The 25,738-nt window shown below is 33.5% G+C and carries 25 protein-coding genes; 11 read left to right on the top strand and 14 right to left on the bottom strand.

Features of this window, described 5'->3' with window-relative positions:
* Window positions 1-66 precede the first annotated feature (66 nt).
* The 4 genes from porX to K8344_RS03815 all read left to right on the top strand — a co-directional run bounded on the left by porX (window position 67) and on the right by K8344_RS03815 (window position 3,832).
* Window positions 67-1,617 carry a T9SS response regulator signal transducer PorX gene (gene porX, locus K8344_RS03830; protein ID WP_237606954.1) on the top strand — a complete coding sequence of 517 codons (1,551 nt, stop codon included), beginning with the start codon at window positions 67-69 and terminating at the stop codon, window positions 1,615-1,617.
* A 68-nt stretch (window positions 1,618-1,685) separates the two neighbouring features.
* Entirely contained in the window at window positions 1,686-2,093 is a 408-nt protein-coding gene (tsaE, locus tag K8344_RS03825) for a tRNA (adenosine(37)-N6)-threonylcarbamoyltransferase complex ATPase subunit type 1 TsaE (RefSeq protein WP_237606953.1), read from the top strand.
* Window positions 2,094-2,196: 103 nt separating this feature from the next.
* Window positions 2,197-3,396, top strand: a complete 1,200-nt coding sequence (locus K8344_RS03820; RefSeq protein WP_139854528.1) for an alanine dehydrogenase — start codon at window positions 2,197-2,199, stop codon at window positions 3,394-3,396.
* Between the two features lie 58 nt (window positions 3,397-3,454).
* A complete protein-coding gene (locus K8344_RS03815; protein ID WP_237606952.1) occupies window positions 3,455-3,832 on the top strand; it encodes a hypothetical protein in 378 nt (125 codons plus the stop codon).
* Window positions 3,833-3,877: 45 nt separating this feature from the next.
* Here the strand turns inward: K8344_RS03815 and K8344_RS03810 are convergent, their stop codons facing one another.
* On the bottom strand, window positions 3,878-5,050 hold the full coding sequence (locus K8344_RS03810; RefSeq protein WP_185098105.1) for a proline dehydrogenase family protein: 1,173 nt from the start codon (window positions 5,048-5,050) through the stop codon (window positions 3,878-3,880).
* A 71-nt stretch (window positions 5,051-5,121) separates the two neighbouring features.
* Between K8344_RS03810 and aroB the strand changes: the two genes are divergently transcribed.
* Both aroB and K8344_RS03800 read left to right on the top strand, forming a co-directional pair.
* Window positions 5,122-6,192 carry a 3-dehydroquinate synthase gene (aroB, locus tag K8344_RS03805; RefSeq protein WP_237606951.1) on the top strand — a complete coding sequence of 357 codons (1,071 nt, stop codon included), beginning with the start codon at window positions 5,122-5,124 and terminating at the stop codon, window positions 6,190-6,192.
* 75 nt (window positions 6,193-6,267) lie between these two features.
* The gene (locus tag K8344_RS03800) at window positions 6,268-6,561 is read left to right on the top strand and encodes a hypothetical protein (protein ID WP_139854524.1); all 294 of its coding nucleotides are present in this window, start codon (window positions 6,268-6,270) and stop codon (window positions 6,559-6,561) included.
* A 67-nt stretch (window positions 6,562-6,628) separates the two neighbouring features.
* Here the strand turns inward: K8344_RS03800 and K8344_RS03795 are convergent, their stop codons facing one another.
* The 3 genes from K8344_RS03795 to K8344_RS03785 form a co-directional block, all read right to left on the bottom strand.
* A complete protein-coding gene (locus K8344_RS03795; RefSeq protein WP_237606950.1) occupies window positions 6,629-7,585 on the bottom strand; it encodes a YihY/virulence factor BrkB family protein in 957 nt (318 codons plus the stop codon).
* Between the two features lie 120 nt (window positions 7,586-7,705).
* Window positions 7,706-8,185, bottom strand: a complete 480-nt coding sequence (locus tag K8344_RS03790) for an Lrp/AsnC family transcriptional regulator (protein ID WP_139854522.1) — start codon at window positions 8,183-8,185, stop codon at window positions 7,706-7,708.
* A 33-nt stretch (window positions 8,186-8,218) separates the two neighbouring features.
* Window positions 8,219-9,385 carry a M14 family zinc carboxypeptidase gene (locus K8344_RS03785; RefSeq protein WP_237606949.1) on the bottom strand — a complete coding sequence of 389 codons (1,167 nt, stop codon included), beginning with the start codon at window positions 9,383-9,385 and terminating at the stop codon, window positions 8,219-8,221.
* Window positions 9,386-9,677: 292 nt separating this feature from the next.
* Between K8344_RS03785 and K8344_RS03780 the strand changes: the two genes are divergently transcribed.
* Window positions 9,678-10,118 (top strand): helix-turn-helix domain-containing protein, encoded by a 441-nt coding sequence (locus tag K8344_RS03780; protein ID WP_139854520.1) that lies wholly within the window; start codon window positions 9,678-9,680, stop codon window positions 10,116-10,118.
* A 43-nt stretch (window positions 10,119-10,161) separates the two neighbouring features.
* A complete protein-coding gene (locus K8344_RS03775; protein ID WP_139854519.1) occupies window positions 10,162-10,536 on the top strand; it encodes a DNA topoisomerase IV in 375 nt (124 codons plus the stop codon).
* Here the strand turns inward: K8344_RS03775 and mscL are convergent.
* From mscL to K8344_RS03740, 7 genes are all read right to left on the bottom strand, one after another.
* Window positions 10,526-10,960: a large-conductance mechanosensitive channel protein MscL gene (mscL, locus tag K8344_RS03770; protein WP_139854518.1), complete on the bottom strand. Its 435-nt coding sequence runs from the start codon at window positions 10,958-10,960 to the stop codon at window positions 10,526-10,528. The two genes, K8344_RS03775 and mscL, sit on opposite strands and share 11 nt — an antisense overlap.
* 70 nt (window positions 10,961-11,030) lie before the next feature.
* Complete coding sequence (gene cmk / locus K8344_RS03765) at window positions 11,031-11,726, bottom strand: (d)CMP kinase (RefSeq protein WP_237606948.1); 696 nt, start codon at window positions 11,724-11,726, stop codon at window positions 11,031-11,033.
* Window positions 11,726-12,745: a type IX secretion system protein PorQ gene (porQ, locus tag K8344_RS03760; protein ID WP_139854516.1), complete on the bottom strand. Its 1,020-nt coding sequence runs from the start codon at window positions 12,743-12,745 to the stop codon at window positions 11,726-11,728. Before porQ ends, cmk begins: the two co-directional genes overlap by 1 nt.
* Window positions 12,746-12,879: 134 nt before the next feature.
* The gene (gene lon / locus K8344_RS03755; protein WP_139854515.1) at window positions 12,880-15,330 is read right to left on the bottom strand and encodes an endopeptidase La; all 2,451 of its coding nucleotides are present in this window, start codon (window positions 15,328-15,330) and stop codon (window positions 12,880-12,882) included.
* A 239-nt stretch (window positions 15,331-15,569) separates the two neighbouring features.
* Complete coding sequence (locus K8344_RS03750) at window positions 15,570-16,955, bottom strand: DUF6252 domain-containing protein (RefSeq protein WP_237606947.1); 1,386 nt, start codon at window positions 16,953-16,955, stop codon at window positions 15,570-15,572.
* A gap of 49 nt (window positions 16,956-17,004) precedes the next feature.
* The gene (locus K8344_RS03745) at window positions 17,005-18,324 is read right to left on the bottom strand and encodes an MFS transporter (RefSeq protein WP_237606946.1); all 1,320 of its coding nucleotides are present in this window, start codon (window positions 18,322-18,324) and stop codon (window positions 17,005-17,007) included.
* 91 nt (window positions 18,325-18,415) lie between these two features.
* Complete coding sequence (locus K8344_RS03740) at window positions 18,416-19,234, bottom strand: M48 family metallopeptidase (protein WP_237606945.1); 819 nt, start codon at window positions 19,232-19,234, stop codon at window positions 18,416-18,418.
* Window positions 19,235-19,444: 210 nt separating this feature from the next.
* Here K8344_RS03740 and K8344_RS03735 point away from each other — a divergent pair, with 210 nt between their 5' ends.
* The 3 genes from K8344_RS03735 to msrB (K8344_RS03725) are packed head-to-tail and all read left to right on the top strand — an operon-like array spanning window position 19,445 to window position 20,859.
* Window positions 19,445-19,972, top strand: coding sequence for a collagen-like protein (locus tag K8344_RS03735; RefSeq protein ID WP_237606944.1), 528 nt, complete (start codon window positions 19,445-19,447; stop codon window positions 19,970-19,972).
* Between the two features lies 1 nt (window position 19,973).
* Entirely contained in the window at window positions 19,974-20,462 is a 489-nt protein-coding gene (gene msrB, locus K8344_RS03730; protein WP_237606943.1) for a peptide-methionine (R)-S-oxide reductase MsrB, read from the top strand.
* Window positions 20,455-20,859 (top strand): peptide-methionine (R)-S-oxide reductase MsrB, encoded by a 405-nt coding sequence (gene msrB / locus K8344_RS03725; RefSeq protein ID WP_237606942.1) that lies wholly within the window; start codon window positions 20,455-20,457, stop codon window positions 20,857-20,859. The genes msrB (K8344_RS03730) and msrB (K8344_RS03725) overlap by 8 nt, the downstream gene beginning before the upstream one ends.
* A gap of 94 nt (window positions 20,860-20,953) precedes the next feature.
* Here the strand turns inward: msrB (K8344_RS03725) and K8344_RS03720 are convergent, their stop codons facing one another.
* The 3 genes from K8344_RS03720 to K8344_RS03710 all read right to left on the bottom strand — a co-directional run bounded on the left by K8344_RS03720 (window position 20,954) and on the right by K8344_RS03710 (window position 25,737).
* Complete coding sequence (locus K8344_RS03720) at window positions 20,954-21,937, bottom strand: SDR family oxidoreductase (protein WP_237606941.1); 984 nt, start codon at window positions 21,935-21,937, stop codon at window positions 20,954-20,956.
* Window positions 21,937-23,220: a nucleotide sugar dehydrogenase gene (locus tag K8344_RS03715; protein WP_394344268.1), complete on the bottom strand. Its 1,284-nt coding sequence runs from the start codon at window positions 23,218-23,220 to the stop codon at window positions 21,937-21,939. The genes K8344_RS03720 and K8344_RS03715 overlap by 1 nt, the downstream gene beginning before the upstream one ends.
* 72 nt (window positions 23,221-23,292) lie before the next feature.
* Window positions 23,293-25,737: a GumC family protein gene (locus tag K8344_RS03710; RefSeq protein ID WP_237606940.1), complete on the bottom strand. Its 2,445-nt coding sequence runs from the start codon at window positions 25,735-25,737 to the stop codon at window positions 23,293-23,295.
* Window position 25,738 lies beyond the last annotated feature (1 nt).

Here is a 25,738-nt window from a genome sequence, read left to right as displayed (position 1 = left end):
TAGCATCTTTTATAATAATTAATATATAGGCTAATTGCAAAGGAGCAACAACACAAATATACATATATGAGCAACATAAAAGTACTATGGGTAGATGATGAAATAGATTTACTTAAACCACATATTCTTTTCTTAGAAAATAAAAACTATAAAGTAACTACTGCACAAAGCGGTATGGAAGCCCTAGAAGAAATAAAAAAACAAGTTTTCGATATTGTTTTTTTAGATGAAAATATGCCAGGCCTTAGTGGACTTGAAACTTTAGCTGAAATTAAAGAACAACAAGCTTCGATTCCTATTGTAATGATAACAAAAAGTGAAGAGGAGTATATTATGGAAGAAGCAATTGGTTCTAAAATAGCCGATTACTTAATTAAACCCGTAAATCCACATCAGATTCTTCTTAGTCTTAAGAAAAACTTAGACCACAGCAGGTTAGTTTCTGAAAAAACAACTTCAAACTATCAGCAAGAATTTAGAAAAATTGCGATGGATCTTTCTATGGTAAATAGTTTTGATGAATGGAAAGATCTTTATCAAAAATTAGTTTACTGGGAATTAGAATTGGAAGGAATTGAAGATTCGGGGATGTTTGAAATTTTAGAATCACAAAAAACTGAAGCCAATAATCAGTTCTGTAAGTTTATAGATAAAAATTATCCTTCTTGGTTTGAAGATACAAGTGAAGCGCCAGTAATGTCGCATACACTTTTTAGAGATAAAATACAGCCAGAGCTAAAAACAGGCACTCCTACCCTTTTAGTTGTTGTGGACAACCTAAGGTTTGACCAATGGAAAGCCTTCGAGCCTACTGTAGCCAACATTTACAAAAAAACTTCAGAGGAACTGTTTTGCAGTATTCTTCCAACGGCTACGCAATATGCTAGAAATGCCATTTTCTCAGGTTTAATGCCTAGTGAAATGGAAAAACTTCACCCAGACTTATGGTTAAATGATACAGATGAAGGTGGAAAAAACATGAAGGAAGAAGAGTTCCTAACTGCACAATTAAAAAGATTGGGAATAAATATAAATTGGAGTTACCACAAAATATCAAGTTTAAAACAAGGAAAAAAACTTGTTGAAAATTTTAAAAGCCACAAAGACGAAGACCTAACTGTAGTAGTTTATAATTTCGTTGATATGCTTTCACACTCCAAAACCGAGATGGAAGTAATTAAGGAACTTGCTTCTACGGATAAGTCGTACCGTTCGTTAACCCAAAGTTGGTTCAAAAATTCGCCTTTATTAGAAGTTATTCAACAAGCTGCACGTTTAGGTTTTAAACTTATTATCACTACCGACCACGGAACAATTAATGTAAAAAACCCGTCTAAAGTTATCGGTGATAAAAACACTAGTTTGAACTTACGTTATAAAACAGGTAGAAGTTTAACCTATGAAGACAAGGAAGTCCTAGCAGCTAAAGACCCTAAGAAACTGTGCTTACCAACTATAAACATGAGTAGTTCGTTTATTTTTGCTAAAGGAGATTACTTTTTTGCATATCCTAACAATTACAATCATTACGTTAGTTATTACCGAAACACATACCAGCACGGAGGTGTTTCTTTAGAAGAGATGATAATTCCATTTTCTGTATTTACACCTAAATAAAAAAATGAATTTAAGGTGTTCAATTGCTTTCCTTAATTTATTTTTGACTCGATAAATAGACATTTATAATGGAGATTGTTTATACTGAAGAAAACATTGCTGAAGTCGCTAAACAGCTACTTAAGAAGGCACCTCATAATATATTTTTATTCTTTGCGAAAATGGGTGTTGGTAAAACAACACTCATTAAAGAATTAATAAAACAACTCGGTTGCACAGACACAGTTGGAAGCCCAACATTTTCAATAGTAAATGAGTATCAATCTGAAGATATACAAATTTATCATTTCGACTTTTATAGATTAGAAAATCCATCAGAAGCTTTTGATATGGGAGTTGAAGAATATTTTGAAACTGGAGATTACGTTTTTATTGAATGGCCAGAAAAAATTTCTTCATTACTACCTGAAAATGCGACAAAAGTCTACTTATCCAAAAATGACGACGGAAGTAGATTTTTAAAGATTGATAACTAAGTTCACTTCTTATAGTTTATAAATTTCTGAAGTCTAATTGCTATTGAAATTTCCTTATCAAAAATGAAAATTATTCGTAAATTGAGACGGTTAAACTAGTACTATGTCTCATCCCACTTCTCCTTTCACACACGCTCAATTAATTCCTCAAGAGGAAACCCTTGAAATAACCAGACAAAAGGGTGAACTCCTTATAGGTATTCCTAAGGAAGCTTATTTTCAAGAAAAAAGAATTTGTCTTACACCAGATGCCGTGAATGCAATGGTTAACAACGGGCATAAAGTTTTGATTGAACGAGGCGCTGGAGATGATGCAGGGTTTACAGATAAAGATTACTCAGAAGCTGGAGCTCAGATTACGGAAGATAAAACAAAAGTGTTTGGATGCCCGATGGTATTAAAAGTCGAGCCACCAACTCTTGACGAATTAGAGCTTATAAAACCTAAAACTGTTTTAATATCTGCACTACAATTAAAAACACGTCAAAAATCATATTTTGACGCTCTTGCAAAAAAGAAAATTACCGCTCTGGCCTTTGAATTTATAAAAGACGAAGATCACACCTACCCTGCAGTTAAAGCTTTAAGTGAAATTGCAGGAACTGCTTCTGTTCTTATAGCTGCAGAATTAATGGTAAACGCAAAAAAAGGTAACGGCTTACTTTTCGGAAATATTAGCGGCGTCCCCCCAATTGAAGTTGTAGTTATCGGTGCTGGCACAGTTGGTGAGTTTGCAGTGCGATCTGCTCTTGGATTAGGTGCCAACGTTAAAGTTTTTGATAGCTCAATAACCAAACTTCGAAAAATTCAGACCAATGTTGGTCGTATATTATACACCTCTACTATACAACCAAAGAATTTAATGAAAGCCTTACGACGTTGTGATGTGGCGATAGGCGCCGTTAGAGGTCACAACCGCGCCCCTATTATTGTAACAGAAGATATGGTGGAGAATATGAAGAAAGGTGCTGTAGTGATAGATGTGTGCGTAGACATGGGAGGGTGTTTTGAAACTACAGAAACTACCAGTCACGATAACCCAACAATAATTAAGCACAATGTAATACATTACGGGGTGCCTAATATTCCGGCACGATACCCGAAAACCGCTTCAATTTCTATTAGTAATATATTCACCCCCTATCTTTTAGAAATTGCCGAAAGTGGTGGATTAGAAAATGCTGTTCGTTTTGACAACGGTTTGAAAAATGGTTTGTACTTTTACCGCGGAATTTTAACCAACAAAGCAATTGCCGATTGGTTTGATATGTCTTATAGCGATATCAATTTATTGATTTTTTAAATTTAGATATAAAATTCTACTTTAATAAATACACATACCAAAACTCTAATCCCATAAAATGAAATTAACACACCGATTCGCCTATTTTTCAGGGGGGTTCTTATTAGGAATACTTTTATTGTTTTTTATTTTAAGCGGAAAAAAGACATCTTGTGATTATGGTCCAGAATCTCGGACATTAAAAAACATTCGCAACAAAGAACGAGCGTTTACCGAAGAAAGCTTGAGAGTCCTTCGCGAAAACAAAATGGACACTTCGGCTGTATCTAATTTATTAGTTGATGGAGATGTAATATTCTCTCAAAGTATCACCAATTTAGACTCCTGTAATCAATATGTAATTGAGAAGAAGTTTTCAGAGAAAACGCTAAAGATTAGAATTGAAAATTGCAATAAAACGGCAACTGTTTCAAATGCGGAAGTAATTCAGAAATAATAAAAACATAAAAAAAGCCTCTTAATTAAGAGGCTTTTTAATTTCTTAGAGGTTTCTACGCTCTTTTTCTTTTTTAAGTAAAGTAAGCTCCCTACTAGTTTGCCCAGCCACAGATGTGTTTTCTTCAGCACGACGAATCAAGTAAGGCATAACATCTTTTACAGGTCCGAATGGAATGTATTTTCCTACATTATATCCTTCAGCACCAAGATTAAATGAAATATGATCACTCATACCAAATAACTGACCGAACCAAACCCTGTCATCACTTTTAGAAATGCTTTTTTGTTTCATTATATCCATTGCAATATAAGTACTGGATTCATTATGAGTTCCAGCGAACAACTCGATATCATCTAGATTATCAAAAATGTATTTTAAAACATTATTGAAGTTATCATCGGTTGCTTTTTTACTTTCACAAATAGGCGTTTTATAACCTTTTTCAAGGGCGCGATCATTTTCTTTTTCCATATATGCGCCACGAACAACCTTAAACCCTAGCTTAAATCCTTTTTCTTTAGCGCGTTTATGCAATCCTTTTAGATAGTCTAATCTATCCCAACGATAGCATTGTAAAGTATTAAATATAATTGGTCGCTCCTTATTGTATTTCTCCATCATCTTTTCGCAAAGATCATCTGCTGCGTCTTGCATCCAAGATTCCTCAGCATCAATTAAAATACGAATATTACACTCGTGAGCCACCTTAGAAATTCTATCGTATCTAGACACGATATTATTCCATAGATCTTTCTCTTCATTTGTTAAAGCTTCTTTTTCTGTAAGCTTTTGCCAAATTTTGAACATTCCAAGACCCGTAGGTTTAAATACTGAAAAAGGCATTGCTTCCTTATTCTTGGCAAATTTTGTTAGTTCAATTACTTTTTTAGTAGTTGCTTCAAATTGCTCCTCTTCCTCTTTACCCTCTACAGAGTAATCAAGTACCGAAGACACACCCACCTCCTGCAGTCTATCCACCGTAGGCATACAGTCTAATTCATTCACACCACCACAAAAATGGTCGAATACTGTAGAACGTATTAACCCTTCTACAGGCAAGTTTATATTTAATGCAAACTTTGTAACCGCAGAACCTATTTTTACTAGAGGTTCGTTAGAAATCATTTTAAACAGGAAATAAGCGCGTTCTAGTTCTGAATCGCTTTTTAACTGAAATGCAGTTTCCGTATTATCGAAAAGAGAATTTGTTGACATAAAAGGGGAAATAAAGTGTACAAATATACTTAGATTTGAATTGTGTTTACACCATAAAATTCAAGAAATTAATGTCTACAAATAAAAAGGATAAAGAATTGATTTACAACAGCAAAGAAGCTTGGATAGCCTTGGATAATTTTATCAAGAAATCAAATCCTTCTAATCTCTTCATTCTAACCGACAAAAATACGCGCAAACACTGCATTCCTTACTTTTTAGAAAAGGCTATTTTTGAATTTACTCCTTATATTATTACGATACCAGCCGGAGAAAAGTATAAAAACATTTCTACCTGTGTGGATGTTTGGAATACACTTTCAGAAAATGGAGCCGATAGAAACAGCTTAATAATAAACCTTGGAGGTGGTGTGGTAACTGATTTAGGTGGTTTTGTGGCATCTACATATAATAGAGGTGTAAATTTTATTAATATACCTACTTCCCTACTCGCTATAGTTGATGCTTCAGTAGGAGGAAAAAACGGAATAGACCTAGGACATCTAAAAAATCAAATTGGAGTTATCAACTCTCCAGAAATGGTGATTATTGATACAGCGTTCTTAAAAACACTACCTTCAGAGCACTTAACTTCCGGGATTGCTGAAATGTTGAAACACGGAGTTATACACAGTAAGGCATATTGGAATGAAGTTAAGATTATAAATGTGTACAATAAAGATGAGTTTGAAAAATTAATTTGGGGTTCTATAAACATTAAAAAAGAAGTTGTCTCGAAAGATCCTTTTGAAAAGGATTTAAGAAAAACTTTAAATTACGGCCATACACTTGGTCACGCAATAGAATCCTACTTTCTTGAAAGTTCAGAGAAAAAAACATTATTACATGGGGAAGCTATTGCGATAGGTATTATTTTAGCAACTTACATTTCATCGGAAACACATAATTTTTCAAAAAACACCTTAGAGGAAGTTTCTAAAAGCATTTTAAATTATTTTTCAAAGGTAGAATTCACTAATATGGACATTGAAAACATCATTAAATTGCTGGTGTTTGACAAGAAAAACAGAAACGGAAAGGTTCTTTTTGTACTTTTAGAGGACATTGGTGCATATCAAACCAATTGCACTGTTAACAATGAATTGATTTACAAAGCTTTCGAGTACTATAAAAATTTGTAAAAAAATTCTTTAAAACATTTTTAAGTAATCATATTTTAAATAGTTTTATCCCATAATTTAAAGATTAAAAATTACATGAAGCGCATAATTGTAGATTACCGAAAGTTGACCCCCGAGATACTTTCTTTATTAGTTGAAAAATACCCTGATGGGTATGATGATGACCATGTTATTACCTTTAAAAACGCAAAAAACGAATTAGTTGAAGCGGTTGAGGTAAGAACAGAGGATGCCATATATCTGGTAAAAGTAAGCTCTCGACTTGAAGTGTCCATGGCTAATTTTGATGAAGACGATTACGAAGAAGCAGACTTCAACGAACCAATTAGCGAAATGTTAGATAAGAGAAAAATGGATGAGGAGGAGTAATCCTTTTTAGAATACATTTATAAAAAAAGAGGCTCAATAAAGCCTCTTTTTTCTTTATAGGCAATGCTCATTTCTTCGCATTATTTTTTAAGGCTAAGGCTTTTTTTTTATCTTCCTCAACTTTACGTTTATATTCTCTAAGTTCCTGCATTTCTAATTCGTATGATAGCGTTGCATTTTCAGTGGGTTCAATTTTAATGTTCTTATAAAGCGCCCAGTTGACGGTAAATTCAGCACCAAAAAATAATATTAAACAAGTATAATACACCCATAATAAAACCAAAACAACACTTCCTGCAGCACCATAAACTGAAGCTGGATCTGACTCTGAAAAGTAAAATCCTATTAAGTACTTTCCTACTAAGAATAGCAAGGAAGTCATAAACGCACCAATTAGATTGGTTTTCCACTTAACTTTTACATCTGGAAGTAACGTAAAAATTGATGCAAATAAAGAGGTTATTATAACTTGTGAAATGACAAAATTCAGCAGTTTTATAAAAAATGTAGAAAACTCGTCAAAATAGTTTCCAATTAAATCACTTAATGCATTTACAGCTGTGCTTAATACTAATGATATTAATAACAATAAACCTATAATTAGCACCATTCCAAAAGAAACCGCTCTTCGTTTTAAGGTATCTAAAATGTTATTTTTTAGTGCACGAACGCTCCAAATATTATTCAAAGCTTTTTGAAGCTGAAAAAACACTCCTGTAGCACCAAAAATAAGAACCCCTACACCAAAGATTATAAATAGTAGCGAACTTTCAGATAATGCTGAATTTATTATCATTGTTTGAATAAGATCTGCACTTCCCTTTCCTATTAAGCCACTTATTTCTTCTGTAATTTTTCCCTCTACCGCTTCTCTACCGAAAAATACGCCTGCAAAATGAACAGTAATAATCAGTAAGGAAGGCAGTGAGAATAATGCATAATAAGCGATAATCGCACTTTTAGCCCAAGGATCATTTTTGTCCCAACTTAAATAGGTATTCTTTAAGAGTTTGAATAGCTTCATATTCAATTGTTGATTTTTATAAATTTAGAAAAACTTAAGTAATTACAACTCCTTAAGTTTTGAAATAAAAAAAAACCTTTACCAAGTGGTAAAGGTTTTAATAGCGTTTATTTAATAAGATTACATCTCATTAAAGATTGAGTGTAACATTCTCTTCTTATCATTAATGCTTTCTTCCATAGAAATCATTGTTTCTGTACGACTTACACCTTCTATATCGTCAATTTCGTAGATAATTTCTTTAGCGTGAGCTGTATCTCTTGCTCTAATTTTACAGAAAATATTGAATTTTCCTGTAGTTACGTGAGCAACTGTGATAAATGGAATTTCACTAATGCGTTCTAAAACAAATTGTGTTTGAGAGGTTTTGAAAATAAAGATTCCAACATAAGCAATGAAAGAGTATCCCAGTTTTTGATAATCTACTTGTAATGAAGAACCTGTGATTATTCCTGCATCTTCCATTTTCTTAACTCTAACGTGTACAGTACCTGCAGATATTTCAAGCTTCTTAGCGATATCTGTGAAAGGAATACGTGTATTGTCAATTAATAGATCTAAAATTTTGTGATCCGTTTCGTCTAATTTGAATTTACCCATTTTCGTATATTTTTTTCGCGAAATTAGGTAGTTTTACCTTATTATGGAAGCTTTTTTTTGAAAAAATATCATCAATTCATCACTTTTATCAAATAATTCTGAAATTTGAGTGCCAATTGTTAAATTTTGTTGGGTTTTTGTTAAAATATTTTTGTTTTTTATATTTTTCTCTTTATGCCCTTTACGGTTTTCCAAATCGCCAAATGCATCTATTATAGGCTCAAAACGAATTTTATCACCTTTTAGCACTTCTTTATACTGAATTGCGATATCAATGGACTTCTTTTCGGTTTCGATTTTTACATTTCTTAAAATAATGTCATTATAATTTTTTTGATTTTCACCGATTTTAAAGTAATCCTCATAGTCAATAAGTTCCTTTTCATTACCAATAATATCGAATAATGATAAAAGCGCATAAAATATAAACTCACGAGTTTTTTCTCTTTCATAATCTAACTCGAAGTGCCCCGCTTCAAAAAGTATAGTAGCAACACCAGCTTTTTGAAAAGTGTCACCTACACATGCTGCATTAAAGCTATCATCATACCTTCCCACCTGGCCAGGAATAATGTTTTGAAGATAATTATTCATCTTTACAATCTTCTCCATCGCCAATTTTCTTGCCTCTGTAAGAGATCTACTTTCATCTGCAGCAGGTGATAAGAAGGAAACAGTAGCCGGTTTTCCTGTATTTAAGCCAAAAATAGAACGTTGATCGTGCATATTAAGGCATAATTCAGGCTTTAGCTCACTGAAGAGCCTGTTAAGGCACTTACTTTCCTTTTGTGATAAATTTTGTGCATCTCGATTTAAGTCAATGTCGTTTGCATTAACTCTTGTATAAGATTGCGCACCATCTGGATTTAAAATTGGGATTATATATAAGGTGTAACTACTTAAGAAATTTTCAATTTCAGTTTGATAAAAATGTTTTTGATTTATAAATTTTAAAAAATCAAATAAAGCTTTGGTGGTGGTAGATTCATTTCCGTGCATTTGCGACCAAGCCAAAACAACTTTTTTTCCAGTTCCAATTTTTACAAGGGGGATATCTTGACCATTTTCTGACTGACCAACAACTGTAATATTGTAATCATTTTTATAAAGTTCCAATAATGGATTAATGTGATTTAATGTAATATATCTACCACTTAAAGCACTTTCAAAATTGCGGGTATACCAATCATTTAATTTCATAATAATTTTTGAAGTTTACAAAGTTAAACATTGCATTGTTTACAAAAGTAAACAAGAGAGTTAGTTACCATCTGTTACATTAGTAAACAAATTCCAGTCTTCTGCCCTCAATTACAGCCCACTGAAAATCAATTTTTTATATATTTAATTTAAAATATTTATAATCAAATAGTTATTGGCTTATAATTAAACCTTTAATTTAATTAAAAATAAGGTTTATATACACATATTAGTTTAGTTTAAAATAATAGTTTACATTTGTAATAGTTATTTTGATGCGATATTTGTTACAATGGTAAACAGTAAAGATTTTGTAAAACGACTTGAAAAAATTCTGGAATATTACGGTATTTCAGCAACGGCTTTTGCTGAAAAAATGGATTTTAATCGCTCGACAATTTCCCATTTATTATCGGGTAGAAATAAGCCAAGTTTAGATTTTGTCATGAAATTATTGAAGGAATTTCCAGAAATTGAAATGAATTGGTTGCTCTATGGAAAAGGAAGCTTCCCTTCTACTTTAGAAAATTCTAAAGAGAAAGAAGAACAAAAACTTAAACCTTCAAATACGAGTGAGAAAAGTTTAGACCTATTTTCGACAACCACTTCGAATGATGAAAAGAAGAGTGTTTCATCAATAAAAAGTGTTGAGCAAAATCTTGACTCGGGAAAAGAGATTGATAAAATTGTGATATTTTATCGCGATGGAACTTTTAAAGCCTACCAAAACTAATTCATCTCAGTAATTTTTCGGAAATTCGCATAAAAAATTAAAAATGCGTTTTTATCTACTTTTATTACCGCTGTTTTTATTCAGTAGTTGTTATGAAAAAGAGCGTAACTGCTCAAATTTTAAAACAGGAACCTTTGAATTCGAAGCACTTTCAGGAACTGAGGTCTTTAAAACTACCATCACACGTAACGATTCTATAGAAATAGATTATTATGAAGGGAAAGCTGATACCTCCTCTATACGTTGGATAAACGATTGTGAATACGTACTACAAAAAATAAACCCTAAGAATCAAGCTGAAAAGAAAGCGATTCAAATTAAGATTTTAACCACAGATAAGGACACATACACTTTTGAGTTTAGAGAAGTAGGTAAAACGAGTTCTAGTAAGGCTACGGCACGAAAAGTTAGTCCTTAGCTCCCTTATTCTTAATGTAGCTGTTTTGCTCTTCTAGTAACTTTTCAATATTGGAAAGGAGTTGAATATTTTTAGGAGTTTCTACGGTTTTATCCTTAGGGTTTTCAGACTTCGTTTTAAAACGATTGATAAACTTTATTATCACAAAAATGGTAAAAGAGATTATTAGAAAGTCTATTAGAACCTCCATTAATTCTCCATAACCAATTGCAACTTCATCAGAAGCTTCAGAAGCTTCACGCAATACGTATTCCTTATCTGAAAGCTTTACTCCTTCCGTAAGTAAGGATAACGGAGGCATTACAACCTTTTTAACTATAGTGCTAACTACATTGTTAAAAGCAGTTCCTATAACGATACCAACCGCCATATCAATCATATTACCTTTGATGGCGAAGTTTTTAAATTCTTTTAAAAAACTCATTTTATGTTGTTTTTGGAAAGTGAAATAATAGAAATTTTTTTAAATAGTAGAAAAAGTACGCCGTTGTAATTTAAACACGCCCTGCTATCCTATCCTTAGCTAATTGGAGTACTGTATGAAATTGATCTTCTATATTGATATCAGAGTTATCAATTTCGATGGCATCTGAAGCTTTTTTAAGCGGGGAATCCTTACGAGTAGTATCAATGTTGTCTCTTTCTTCAATGTTCCTTAAAACATCCTTAAATTTAACAGAGTCGCCACGATCTGTAAGTTCTTTATATCTTCTTTCAGCTCTTTTTTCAGCTGAAGCATTCATAAATATCTTTAGTTCGGCATTTGGGAAAACTACGGTACCAATATCTCTACCATCCATTACTACTCCTTTCAACAAACCCATTTCTTGTTGTTGTGCCACTAATTTAGTGCGTACTTCTGGAATTGTTGCAATAGGACTTACAAACTCTGAAACTTCTAAATTTCGAATATCATTTTCCACATCTTTCCCATTTAAAAAAATATGTGCCTTACTCCAATCTGGTTTTTTTTTAAACTCTAATTGAATTGAAGGAAGTAATTTTTTAAGTTTTTCAAAATCAAAATTTTCTTTCGATATTATTCCATTTTGCATTGCGAATAAGGTAACTGCTCGATACATCGCACCGCTATCAACATATATGTAGCCTAAGTAATCTGCAAGTTGTTTCGCAACTGTACTTTTACCTGTAGAAGAATAACCGTCAATAGCAATAGTAATTTTTTTCATTATTGAAGATCTAAATTTAATCCAAAGAAACTAGATGTAGCTGCAGCGCTATATTTGGAATATGAATAGCTTAAGCGAAATTTATTAAGTTTAATACCAAAACCCGCACTTACTCCTGCAAATGCACGTTTATCTACTATACGAAGCTCTTCACCTCTTCTGAAATTATATCCCAACCTAATATTAAACCCACTTTCTGGAAATAGCTCGATTCCCACTATAGTATGTCTAAATGCATTGTCTAGGAAATTAATGTTTTCTTTTTGAACATTACCTTCAAGGTCGGTTTGTTCCCTAGCAGGGTTAGAAAAGGCTACATTCCATTGCTGCATATTTTCTAAAGTAAGATGCCATCGAATGGGAATATGCTCTAGCGTTTGAGATATTCCGAATATTAGCTCAAATGGTAATGGTTCGTATTCTTCATGATAAGGGGTGATTTGTGTCCCCAAGTTTCTTGCAACTCCAGTAATTTGAAGGTCCCAATCTTCATAAACGTACATAAGTCCAATATCTACAGCAGCTCCAAATGACGAGTATTGCTCTAGTTTTGAAGATATAAGCTTTACATTTAATCCTACGTGAAAGTCGGTATAAGGAATATTTCTTGCGTGACCCAAAGAAAGAGCTACTTCACCACCACTAAAACTATTTGTTGGGGTTCCTGCTTCATCATATCCATCAAATTTCCCGTAATTTACATAGCTAACACCTGCGTGTAATACCTGAGTACGTCTGTCCCAAAGGTAAGCGTAGCTTGCTGTCCCATAATTTACATCACCAATATAGTTTGTGTAGTTTAGCGATAATTGATTGTCCATCTCTGCATTAATAGTTGCAGGATTAAACAATGCTTGTGACGGGTCGTAATCGTAATTTGTAACAACTTTACCTCCTAGAGCGGCCATTCTTGGACTATTAACTAGATTCAGGAATTGATAAGTCGCCTTACCTCCCACCTGAGCTTCTAATAGCTGAGAAATTAATACAAAAATTACCAAGAAAACCTTTTGGGTCATAAGTGTGAGTTACCGTAACTAAAGTCTAAACGAATGCAAGTGTAATTTATTTTTGCAAAGAAAAGAAAACAAAGATGATTAATGCACATTTGCATAAAAACAAAAATACATTAATCATCTTTTATTAGGTTACCTTAAAGTGTTTTAGCGTTCTTTACTTTTTCATCTGTAAGTGCCAACTCTAAAACATCGCTCATATCTTTCACATAATGAAAGGTTAAGCCTTTTAGATATTCATCTTTTATTTCTTCAATATCTCGCCTATTGTCTTCACAAAGTAGAATTTCTTTAATTCTAGCGCGTTTGGCAGCAAGGATTTTTTCTTTAATTCCTCCAACAGGTAATACTTTTCCTCGAAGCGTAATTTCTCCTGTCATTGCAATAGATTTCTTTACTTTTCTTTGTGTAAATAACGACACTAAAGAAGTAAGCATTGTAATTCCCGCACTTGGGCCATCCTTAGGGGTTGCTCCTTCTGGCACGTGAATATGAACATTGTACTTGTCAAAAATCTCTGGATCTATTCCTAGTTTTTCTGCATTAGACTTAATGTATTCTAATGCAATTGTAGCAGACTCCTTCATTACTTTCCCAAGGTTACCAGTCATATTTAATGCTCCTTTACCTTTTGAAAGTGCCGATTCTATAAATAATATATCACCACCTACACGAGTCCAAGCTAATCCGGTTACTACTCCTGCAACTTCGTTGTTTTCGTATTTGTCACGTTCCATTTTTGGAGCACCTAATACTTCAACAATTATTTCATTGCTTACTTTTACATCGTATTCTTCCTCCATTGCTATTTTCATAGCTGCATAACGCACCATTTTAGCAATTTGTTTCTCAAGACCACGAACCCCACTTTCACGAGTATAGCCTTCCACAATTTTTTCAAGTTGAGGTTTTGCGATTTTTAAAGAATCACCAGTTAATCCATGTTCTTTTAATTGCTTTGGCAATAAGTGTCTTTTAGCAATTTCAACTTTTTCTTCAACAGTATAACCAGTTACATTTATAATCTCCATCCTATCCAATAAAGCTGGCTGAATGGTGCTTAAACTGTTAGACGTAGCGATAAACATAACTTTTGAAAGGTCGTAGCCTAACTCTAAGAAGTTATCGTAAAACGCATTGTTTTGCTCCGGATCAAGCACTTCAAGCATAGCTGATGAAGGATCTCCTTGATTACTTGCAGAAATCTTATCTATTTCATCCAAAACAAAGACTGGGTTACTTGTTTCTGCCTTTTTTATACTTTGAATAATTCTTCCAGGCATAGCGCCTATGTAAGTTTTTCTATGACCTCGAATTTCTGCCTCATCACGTAGTCCTCCCAAACTCATTCTTACATATTTTCTACCTAGAGCTTCTGCTACCGATTTTCCTAAGGATGTTTTACCAACACCTGGAGGTCCGTAAAGGCAAAGAATTGGCGACTTCATATCGTTTCGAAGTTTCAAAACAGCGAGGTATTCAATAATACGTTTTTTAACATCGTCAAGACCATAGTGATCGCGATCGAGGATTTTTCTAGCTCTTTTTAAATCGAATTTATCTTTGCTGTATATATTCCATGGAAGTTCAAGCAATAAGTCTAAGTAGTTACGCTGAATGCTGAATTCGGCAACCTGCGGATTCATTCGCTGTAACTTAGAAAGTTCTTTTTGGAAGTGCTTGTTTACTTCTTCACTCCATTTTTTGTCTTTAGAACGTTCGCGAATTTCTTCGATTTCCTGCTCCATAGAAGAACCTCCCAATTCCTCTTGGATAGTTTTCATTTGTTGCTGAAGAAAATACTCGCGTTGTTGCTGATTAATATCACTCTGAACCTTGCTTTGGATATCATTTCGCAACGACAACTTTTGAATTTCCATATTCATATATCGAAGCGTTTCCAAAGCGCGTTCTTTTAGATTGTTAATTTCTAAAAGCGCTTGTTTCTGTTCTACTTCAATATTTAAATTTGATGAAACAAAGTTTATAAGAAAGCTTGGGCTTTCTATGTTTTTTATTGCAAATGAAGCTTCAGTTGGAATGTTAGGACTTTGCTTAATGATTTGCAAAGCCATTTCTTTAATGCTATCGATAATAGCATTAAACTCATCGCTATCCTTCTCTGGTCTTGCTTCTGCTACTTCTCTAATTGTAGCAGTCATATAAGGTTCTGTAGTTATAACTTCAGCAACTTCAAAGCGTTTTTTACCTTGAATTATTACTGTAGTATTACCATCAGGCATTTTAAGAACACGAAGTATTTGAGCAACTGTACCAACGGTATTGATATCAGACACACCTGGTTCTTCCTCATTTTCATCTTTTTGAGAAACTACACCTATTACCTTGTTTCCTTTATTTGTTTCATTAATTAACTTAATAGATTTATCTCTTCCAGCAGTAATTGGAATTACAACTCCTGGAAACAACACTGTGTTTCTTAAAGGTAAAATAGGAAGTATTTCAGGAAGTTCCTCCTTGTGCATTGCGTCTTCGTCTTCAGCAGACATTAACGGAATGAACTCAGAATCTTCATGTAAATCTTGAAATGACAACTTGTCTATTGATGTGAATTTTGATTTAGCCATATATTGTATTAGGACATTGTGTCACTTTTAAAAGCAAACACAATTCTTATTATTGATTTTTTTTAACTTTTTTGCGTAAAAACCCTGAAAATCAAACTATCTCCAGTCTTCCACCTATAGTAATTCAAGAGTTGTGCCAGTCTATGATATAAGTTTAGAAGTTCAAGCACAAAAATCACCAATAAAAAAGTCGTTTTTAAATATTATAAAAACGACTTTTAAAAAATATTATGTAGAAATTACTCTAATTCGAGATAGAAAGAACCCTCAGTAATATTGTAGATTGTAGGATCTACTTCATTTAAGTCCTTGGCTTTAAATGTAAAAATTCCCTGAATTGTATTTTCTTGATAGTTATAATTAGTAATTGTAAGCGTACCTGGATTTGAGATAAAATCTATTGATGTACCTACTTCAGGAGTATAAGTCCCAACAATTTCATTTCCTTCAATTACTTCTGTACCCATTGCATAAGTACCCTCTGAAATAGTCGCAGGGAAGGTTAAAACCATACGTTGGCTTTCTATATTTGTAGTAATGGTTATTGTAGGATATTGGTTAACAACATCAGTAGTTACCTCAATATCTAAAGGATTATACGATGCATCTCCTATTTTTGCCTTAAATAAGTTATTACCCCCAGGCACTCCTTCAAAATGAGCAGTTAATCTACCTTCAGTAACTAGCACTTCATCACCAACTTGTCCTAATGGGTCATTTGCTCTAAAGGAGAAGTTAGCCTTTAAAATACCTAACTCTAAATCAAACTCTGTGATTGTTAGTGTTCCCGGGTTTGAAGTTAAAAACTCTGAACCACCACCAGCATTGTAAAGCCCAATTAAGTCTGTACCGTTTGATATATTCACCATATTGTGAGTTCCTATTCCTAAGGACTTTGGTATGTCTATTCGTATAGAAGCTCCTTCATCGTTAAATGCTTCAATCTTAAGCATTCTAGTATTTGCAACAATAGGTTCTGTAACAGAAATGCTATCAGCTATAAACCCAACTTCGTCAACTTTTGCGAAGAATTCATCTAATGGATTTCCGCCGTTTCCACCATTTCCACTTCCGCCGTCAAGATAAGGAATGGCATTAAAGGTTCCTTTAGTAATATCAATGCTTTCTAAAACAGGATCTCCATTGCCATCTAAAACTGTTTCGCCATTACTATCCACTTTTACTCTAAACCCAACAAATTTAAAAGTTCCAGATATAGTTAACTCTTGAGTATTTATTTCAGTGATTTCAATTTCTCCAGAACCACCATTTGCTAATGATGAATTAAATGGCCTTTCATTTATAGAAGTATCATAGTAAGACCCTAGGTTTTGATTTGCACTTAAATCAAAAACTCCTACAGCAGCATTAAATACTGTAAGTTTAATTTTTTCGCCAGTAACTTTTGTTCCAGTAATTACCAATTCATTTTCTGATGACAATGAAGCGTCTGTAGTGGCTGCTATAAATTGATTGCCATCCACTAAAGCTTTAAATTGGCCTATTTCAGCGTTTGTATCATCATCTTGTGGAAAATCTCCAGTTAGAGGCTCGTCTTCACAGGCAATAAATTGAAAAGTAAGTAATGCCAAAAGTACAACTTTAAAAAAATTAATTTTCTTCATCCGGTAGGTTGTTTGGAATATAATAGAGACAAACTTAAACAAAAATTGTTTAAAAGTTTTTATTTCTTGGAACTCTTAAGAGTAAAATTACTCCTGTAATAAAAAATAAAACTAAAAATAAAATTGAGTTACGCATACTCCCAGTTATTTGGTCTATAAAACCATATATCATCATTCCTATTACGATACCAACTTTTTCAGCAACATCATAAAAACTAAAGTATGAAGTTGTATCCTTTGTTTCAGGTAAAAACTTTGAATATGTAGAGCGAGATAACGACTGAATTCCTCCCATTACCAAACCTACAACTCCGGCCGTAACATAAAACTGTGTCGGAGATTCTATGAAAAAGGCTACAACACAAATAAAAACCCAGATTATATTAATCGAAATTAACACAAAGATATTTCCATATTTTTCTGAAGCACGTGAGGTTAATGTAGCTCCACCTACTGCTACCAATTGAATTATAAGAATACTTACAATCAACCCCATTGTTTTATTATCATCTCCACCCCAAGCTATTTCCTGTTCTCCAAAATACGTGGCAACTAACATTACTGTTTGAACCGCCATACTATAAACAAAGAAGGCCGCTAAATATCTTTTAAGTTGAATATTTTCTGATAGGGAATTGTAAACACCTTTTAATTCTTTAAATCCATTTAAAAATATTTGGGCACTAACCTTTTTTCCACTTTTGTTACCTTTAGGAAGAAAATAAAAGGAATATTGACTGAAAACAATCCACCAAATCCCCACAGTTACAAAAGACCATTTCATAGCTTTCATACTTGCTTCACCGCCCTCTCCAAATCCAAAAAGCTCAGGTTTCATTACCATTGCCAAATTAAAAAGCAATAAAATAACACTTCCTACATATCCCATTGAATATCCTCTAGCACTAATTCTGTCCTGTTGTTCAGGAAATGCAACGTCTGGCAAATACGAATTGTAGAAAACTAAACTTCCCCAAAAGCCAATTAGTCCGAAGAAATAAAACAGCAGGCTAATGTAAATATTTTCAATACTAAAAAAATAAAGTCCCATGCAAGAAACAGACCCGAGATAACAGAAAAATTTCATAAAGCTCTTCTTATTACCTACATAATCGGCAATTCCTGAAAGTATGGGTGAAATTAAAGCGACAACTAAAAATGCTGCTGCAGTGGTGTAACTAATTAAAGGAGTGCTTCTGATAGCACCTCCTAAAACATTTACAATCTCTACATTAGCAGATTTAAATAATGCTTGGTAGTATATAGGAAAAATTGCCGAAGCAATTACCAAACTATAAACCGAATTAGCCCAATCATAAAATGCCCAAGCATTCAAAAGTTTTTTACTTCCTTTAGGTAAATATGGCATAAAAAATATTCGGTTAAATTTATAAGTCGCTAAACTAATAAAAAAATCCCGCTACAAACGGGATTTTAATTAAGTTGAAATATTTTAAATACTAATTTTTAAAAGTTGTAACTCCAAATTTTCTGGCTTCTGCTTTTGCACTTGCAGCCCAACCTTTAATATTTTGAATTCTTGTAGTACTAGCAGGGTGAGTGCTTAAAAATTCTGGTGGTGCTCCTTGTGATTGCGCTTGCATACGCTCCCATAGTTGTGCAGCTGCCATAGGCTCGTATCCAGCAATTGCCATTAATATCAATCCAATATGATCTGCTTCTGTTTCGTGACTTCTACTAAAAGGAAGCATTACACCCAAATTACTTCCAAGACCATAAGCGGTATTAAAGATTTGTTGATTTTCAGGGTTATTAGCCAAGGCAACATTTCCTGCTACTGCTCCTAATTGTTGTAATTGTGCAGCACTCATACGCTGTTGTCCGTGGTTTGCCAAGGCATGAGCAACCTCGTGCCCCATTACTGCAGCAAGTCCAGCTTCGGTTTTAGTTACAGGAAGAATACCTGTATAAACTACAATTTTACCACCAGGCATACACCAAGCATTTACGTCTTTACTTTCAATAAGATTGTATTCCCAACGATAATCTGTTAGGTAACCTGCATAACCATTTGCATTGAGATAACGCTCTGCTGCCGCAGCCATTTTTTGACCAACACTTTTAACCATATTAGCATCTGCCGTACCTTTAACAACTTTATTTTCAGATAAAAACTGATCGTATTGCTGAAAAGCCATTGGTAAAATTTGCGAATTTGGAACCAAAGCCAATGTTTGCTTTCCTGTAAATGGATTGGTGCTACAAGCAACAACCATTACTCCTAATAAGAGTGTTATAAGTGATTTTCTAAGTATCATAAATATAAGTGTTATGTTAAAAAGTTAAATTTAGATATATAAAATTGATTAATATTATAAAAAAATTCTAAAATTCAAATATTGTTCCACAAATGAAAATTTTATTGTTTCTTTAATATATGAAGACGTTTTAAGCCCTTATATTTATAGACTTTATAAAGTTGGAATGACTTTTGTAAACTTTGATATGAAATCTTAAAATATAGCATTATGAAAAATTTACTTCTCTTTTTAGCACTGTCTTCAACCATTTTATTTACTTCTTGTGAAGGCGATCCAGGACCTCCAGGACAAGACGGACAAGACTTTTTGGCTCAAGTTTTTGAAACAACCGTGGATTTCCAATATGAAAATGGAAATAACATATTTAGTTCACCATATATAGGATTTCCTTTTACAGTTTATGAAAGTGATGTAGTTCTGGTTTATAGATATGAAGGTCAAGCTGGAATTGGTGGCGGTAATATGGCTGATGTTTGGAGCCCTTTACCACAAAACATATTTTATAACAATGGTGATATAATTCAGTATATTTTTACCAATACATTTGTAGATGTCCAAATGATTATTGAGGGTAATTTCGACCTTTCTACATTAAACGATGGGTCTGTATTAGATAATCAAACATTTCGAATTGCTGTTGTACCTGCAGAGTTTGCCAAAACAAATCCATCGATGGAGGATTTATTAGAACTTATGCAAATAGATGATTCTGAAGTTGAAAAAATCGAATTTTAAGATGAAGTTATTAAGTTCAATAATAATATTGACTTCATTACTTATTAGTTGTAATTCACCTGCTCAAAAAAGTAAGGAGGAGCAACAAATTCCGTTTGAGGTAACAAAAACCGATGCCGAATGGAAAGCTCAACTTTCACCCCTAGCATATAGTGTTTTGCGACAAGAAGCTACTGAACGTGCATTTTCTAGCGACTTGAACAACAACAATGAAGAAGGTGTTTATGTTTGTGCAGGTTGCGGAACAGCAGTTTTTAAAAGCGAACATAAATTTGATAGTGGTACAGGTTGGCCAAGTTTTGATAGAGAAATAAAAGGTAATGTTGGTTTTTCTACCGACAAAAAACTAGGCTATACACGAGTTGAAGAACATTGTGCTACCTGCGGTGGTCATTTAGGTCATGTGTTTAATGATGGTCCAAAAGAAACCACGGGTAAAAGACATTGTATTAACGGCGTTGCATTAAAATTTATTCCAAAAGATGAGTGATTCAAAAAAATATCCAATTAGTAAATCTGAAGCCGAATGGCGAAAAGAATTAGGTGACAAACGCTATCACATTCTACGCGAAAAAGGGACTGAATTTCCTCGAACTGGGGAATACAATCTGACATTTGAAGACGGAACCTATGTGTGTGGAGCTTGTAACACCCCACTTTTTGAAAGCAACAATAAGTTTGAAAGTAATTGTGGTTGGCCTTCTTTCGACGATTCTATTGAAGGATCAATAGAATACGTAAAAGATACTTCACACGGAATGATTCGTACGGAAATACTCTGTGCTAGTTGTGGCAGCCATTTAGGACATATTTTTAATGATGGCCCTACTTCAACAGGTCAACGATACTGCGTTAATTCACTTTCATTAGACTTTAAAAAGAAATAAATACAAATAGCTATAAAGTAAAAGCTCCAAGTTTCAAAACAATAAATTTTGAAATTTGGAGCTTTAATATTTTATCATTTAATGAGTGAGAAACTTACTGCTTCATAAATGCTTCCCACGTAATTTTAAGTCCTTCAGAAACTGAATATAAAGGCTTGTAATTCATTAAATTATTTGCTTTTTCAATATTAGCAAGAGAATCTCTTACATCCCCTCTTCTTGGTGGTCCATAAGTTGCTTCAATTTCTTTTTCTGAAATACTTTTCAGCTTATCCCATAATTGATTTAAGCTTGTTCTTTCACCAAATGCAATATTAAAAACCTCGTTTACAGCTTTATCTTCAGCGAAAAATGCTCTAACATTTGCTTGAACAGCATTTTGAACAAATGTAAAGTCACGAGTCTGTTCACCATCGCCGTGCATAGTTGGAGATTTCCCATCTTTTAATGCCTGCATAAACAATGGAATTACCGCTGCATAAGCGCCTGTTGGACTTTGTTTTGGTCCAAAGACATTAAAATATCTCAACCCTATTGTTGGTGTGCCATAGGTTTTATAAAAAACGTCTGCGTATAATTCATTTACCAATTTAGTAACTGCATACGGAGAAAGTGGTTTTCCTATGTTATCTTCAATCTTGGGTAATGATTTACTATCACCATAAGTTGAACTAGAGGCTGCATAAGCTAATCTCTTTACTGTCTTACTTTCGTTCTGAGCAACCAACATATTAAGAAACCCTGAAACATTTACTTCATTGGAAGTAACAGGATCATTGATAGAACGAGGTACAGACCCTAGAGCAGCTTGATGAGAAACGTAATCTATCCCATCCATAGCATCTTTACAGGTTTGTAAATCACGGATATCTCCTTCAAGAAATTCAAAACGAGAGTCATCATTAAACTCTGCAAGATTATCTAAGGAACCTGTAGAAAGGTTGTCTAATACACGTACTTTTTTTGCGTTATTCTCTAACAAATAAGCTACAAGGTTCGAACCTATAAATCCTGCACCACCAGTAACTAAAAAGGAAAAAGAAGATAAGTCGTTATTGTGATATATGTTTTCTTTCATTATAAAGTGCCGTCAACGGTGTTTTTAGGATATAAAGACTTTACGTCAAATACCACACATGGTTCAGACATGTGATTTTTAATTTCAAAACTTCTAAACTCATTATGTGGAACAGCTACAACAACTGCGTTATAATCTTTTTGTAATTTAGAAGCATCAGTTATCATTGAAATTCCAAATTCCTTTTCAACTTCACTTGGATTAGCCCAAGGATCGTAAACATCAATATTTAAGTTATATTTTTCTAATTCAGTAATTACGTCTATAACTTTAGTATTTCTTATATCGGGACAGTTTTCTTTAAACGTTATACCCATAACTAAGATATTTCCGTTTTTAACTTTACATTCTTTACGAATCATAAGCTTTACAACTTCTTGAGCCACATATTGTCCCATTCCGTCATTCATACGACGTCCAGCTAGAATAATTTCAGGGTTATACCCTTCTTCTTGAGCCTTTTGTGCTAGATAATATGGATCTACACCTATACAATGCCCACCAACTAAACCTGGACTATATTTTAAGAAATTCCATTTTGTTCCTGCAGCTTCCAAAACATCGTTTGTATTAATATCTAATAGACGGAATATTTTAGACAACTCATTCACGAATGCTATATTGATATCACGTTGAGAGTTTTCAATAACTTTTGCAGCTTCCGCTACCTTAATAGACGATGCTAGATGTGTTCCAGCCGTGATTACAGAAGCGTATAACTCATCGATATATTTTGCTGATTCTGGTGTAGAACCTGATGTAACTTTCATAATTTTAGTTACAGTATGTTCTTTATCTCCCGGATTAATACGTTCTGGAGAATAACCAGCGTAAAAGTCCTTATTGAACTTCAATCCTGAATGTTCTTCCAAAATAGGAACACAAATATCTTCTGTAACCCCTGGATATACAGTAGACTCGTATATAACCACATCATCTTTTTTCAATATTTTCCCTACTGTTTCACTTGCGCGCTCTAGAGGAATTAAAACAGGTTGATTGTATTTATTTGTTGGAGTTGGTACGGTTACAATATATACAGTTGCACTTTCCATGTCAGCTGGATTATCTGTAACTGTTAACCCAATGCCGTCATTTTTGGATAAAACGTTTTTTAATGCTTCCGAAGAAAGTTCTAATGTAAGGTCTTCTCCGTTTTGTAATTGCGAAATGCGTTCTGCATTAATATCGAAACCTATTACTTTATATTTTTCAGCAAAGGCAGCAGCAAGTGGTAAACCTACATATCCAAGGCCAATAACAGCAATTGTGGGATTTTGAATCATTTACAATGTTTTAGTTATGATAAATTTTTAAGACTGCAAAATTAAAGGAAAAATTTAGATTAAGAGTTACTACCTCTTTAAAGTCTTCTTAATTCTTTCAGAAATTGAAGGCTTTTTGTCGTTTTCATGATATCCATCTACACCATAGCCATATGTATATCCGTAACCATACCCATATCCTTTTCCTGCTTTCTCAACATAGTCATTAAGTACAATACTTATATGTTTAATTTCACCAGACTTATACTTTTCATTTACAAATGTGAGCATGTTTTTATGAGTATAATTAAATCTTACAACATACAAAGTAGCATCCGCATATCTAATAAGCTCTAGGGAATCAGATACTAATCCTAAAGGTGGGGAGTCGATAATAATGTAGTCGTATCTTTCTTTTAAAGTTTCTATAAGACTCTCTAAAGGCGAATCGATTAACAACTCCGATGGGTTTGGTGGAATTGGACCTGAGGTTATAATATCTAGGTTTTCCAATTCTGTGTTTTGAATTATTTCATCAATTTCAGACTCACCTATAAGATAGTTAACCGCTCCTTTCTCATTATGTAAGTTAAAATCCCCATATATCTTAGGCTTTCTAAGGTCTAGCCCGAGTAAAACAGTTTTTTTGCCGCTTAGTGCAAAAACAGTAGCCATATTTATAGAGCAAAACGTTTTTCCTTCACCACTAATAGAACTTGTTATTAATACTGTTTTTGACCCTTTAATTCCTTGTTTTCTATAGATAAACTGTAAACTCGATCGCAAAGCTCTAAAAGCTTCAGCAATTGAGGATTTTGGTTTTGAAATTACCGCTAAATTCGATTTTATTGGATTGTTTCCAATAACTCCTAATACAGGAATTGGAGTTAATCGTTTTAATTCATCAATGCCATTTACTTTTGTATCTAGGAAAAAACGTGCAAATACTATCAAAAATGGAAATAGCAAGCCCAACAATGCTGCCATCATATAGTTGAGTTGTGTGTTTGGGCCAATTTTCCCACCACCAGTATCCTTGGCCGAATCGATTACCATAACATCACTAACGTTTGCCGCTTTTACCAGTCCTGCTTCACTTCTTTTTGCTAGAAAGAGATTGTAAGTACCTTGACTTAAGTTATAGCGTCTTTCAATTTTAAGTAAATCTTGTTGTTCTTTAGGCAACTTCCGGATTTTGCCTTCATTGCGACCTATTTCACCATTAATATATCTTAACTCCTCCTTTTTTAAACTTTTTGATGAACGAATATTTTCGAGTAAAACCGATTTTACTGCATCAATTTTTCGATCTATATCACTGAATATAGGTGCTCCTTCTTTAAATGAATATTGAAGTTTATTTCGTTCTTCCGCTAAATTTACAATTCTGCTTACACCACTTACAATACTCGCTTCAGAAATTCCTGCAACTGAAGGCGCCGGCACATCTCTATAGTCGGAACGACTAATAAGGTAACTTTCTAAAGTTTCGTAATAATTTAGCTCTCGATTAACTGATTCTTTACGCAAATCTAACTCACTTAATTTAGCAGTAATATCAGACCCTTCAGCTTCAAGATTAAAAATGGCATTTTTATTTTTAAATCTATTTAACTCATCTTCAACATTAGATAATTCTTCCGATTTTTGAGCTAGACTACTGTCAATAAACTTTATAGTTTTCGTTGCAAAAAGGTTCTTTCGTTCTAACATGTTTTCACTTAACACGCTCACAGATGTATTTAAATAATCTACTAAACGCATTTTGTTGTGACCTGTTAGCCTCATTTTCAACACCGAAGAACCTTTGCTTTCTGGTTCTACGCGAATGCCAAGATATCTTCTTACTACAGCATCAAAATCACCAAACGAAATATAGTATTTAACACCAGGGTTCACCCCTACTTCAGGGTTTGGCATAAATGTTCCGTTAAAAAACGGAAGTTTAATATGAGTGCCTATTTTAAAGTTTTTCGAGAAACTACCTGGTGTAACTGCTATATTTTGTTTCTCCTTAGTAGTGTAGTCTTGCACTGTAATACTACCACTTTCAGGAAAAGTAGTGCTAAACTCAAAATTTACCGAGTCTTTAAAAATTATTTGAATTTGATGACCTAGCATTTGTGGGCCTACCGTGTCCACACTTACATAAAATGGCGTTTGTTGATAAGCATCTATCTGCTCGTATTTTCCATCTTTAAGATAGTTGGTATAATATTGTAATCGCTCAACTACTTTTTCATTATGAGATCTTGATTTTAAAGTAATTATAGCCGTATTTACCTTATCTGTAGTCCCTCCCCAATTAAAAGTAAGGCTTGTATTAGATGTGAAAAATGGATTCTGATCGTCTTTGATAGAAATTACATTATCTATTAAATAAATTGGCTGTTTCCGGATATTTACAAAATAGGCTATTGTGAATCCAATTGCTAACGAAATTAAAAACAAAGGCCAGTGACGCAATAGTCGTATTAAAAATCCTTTGAAATCAAAAGTAGCGTGAGATTCGTTTATTTCAAATTCGTCGTTCATA

Origin of the sequence: Aequorivita xiaoshiensis, from assembly GCF_022008395.1 — a bacterium.
Classification (GTDB): domain Bacteria; phylum Bacteroidota; class Bacteroidia; order Flavobacteriales; family Flavobacteriaceae; genus Aequorivita; species Aequorivita xiaoshiensis.
Note: the sequence above shows the minus strand (reverse complement) of the source record. Positions and strands in the feature narration are given on the sequence as shown.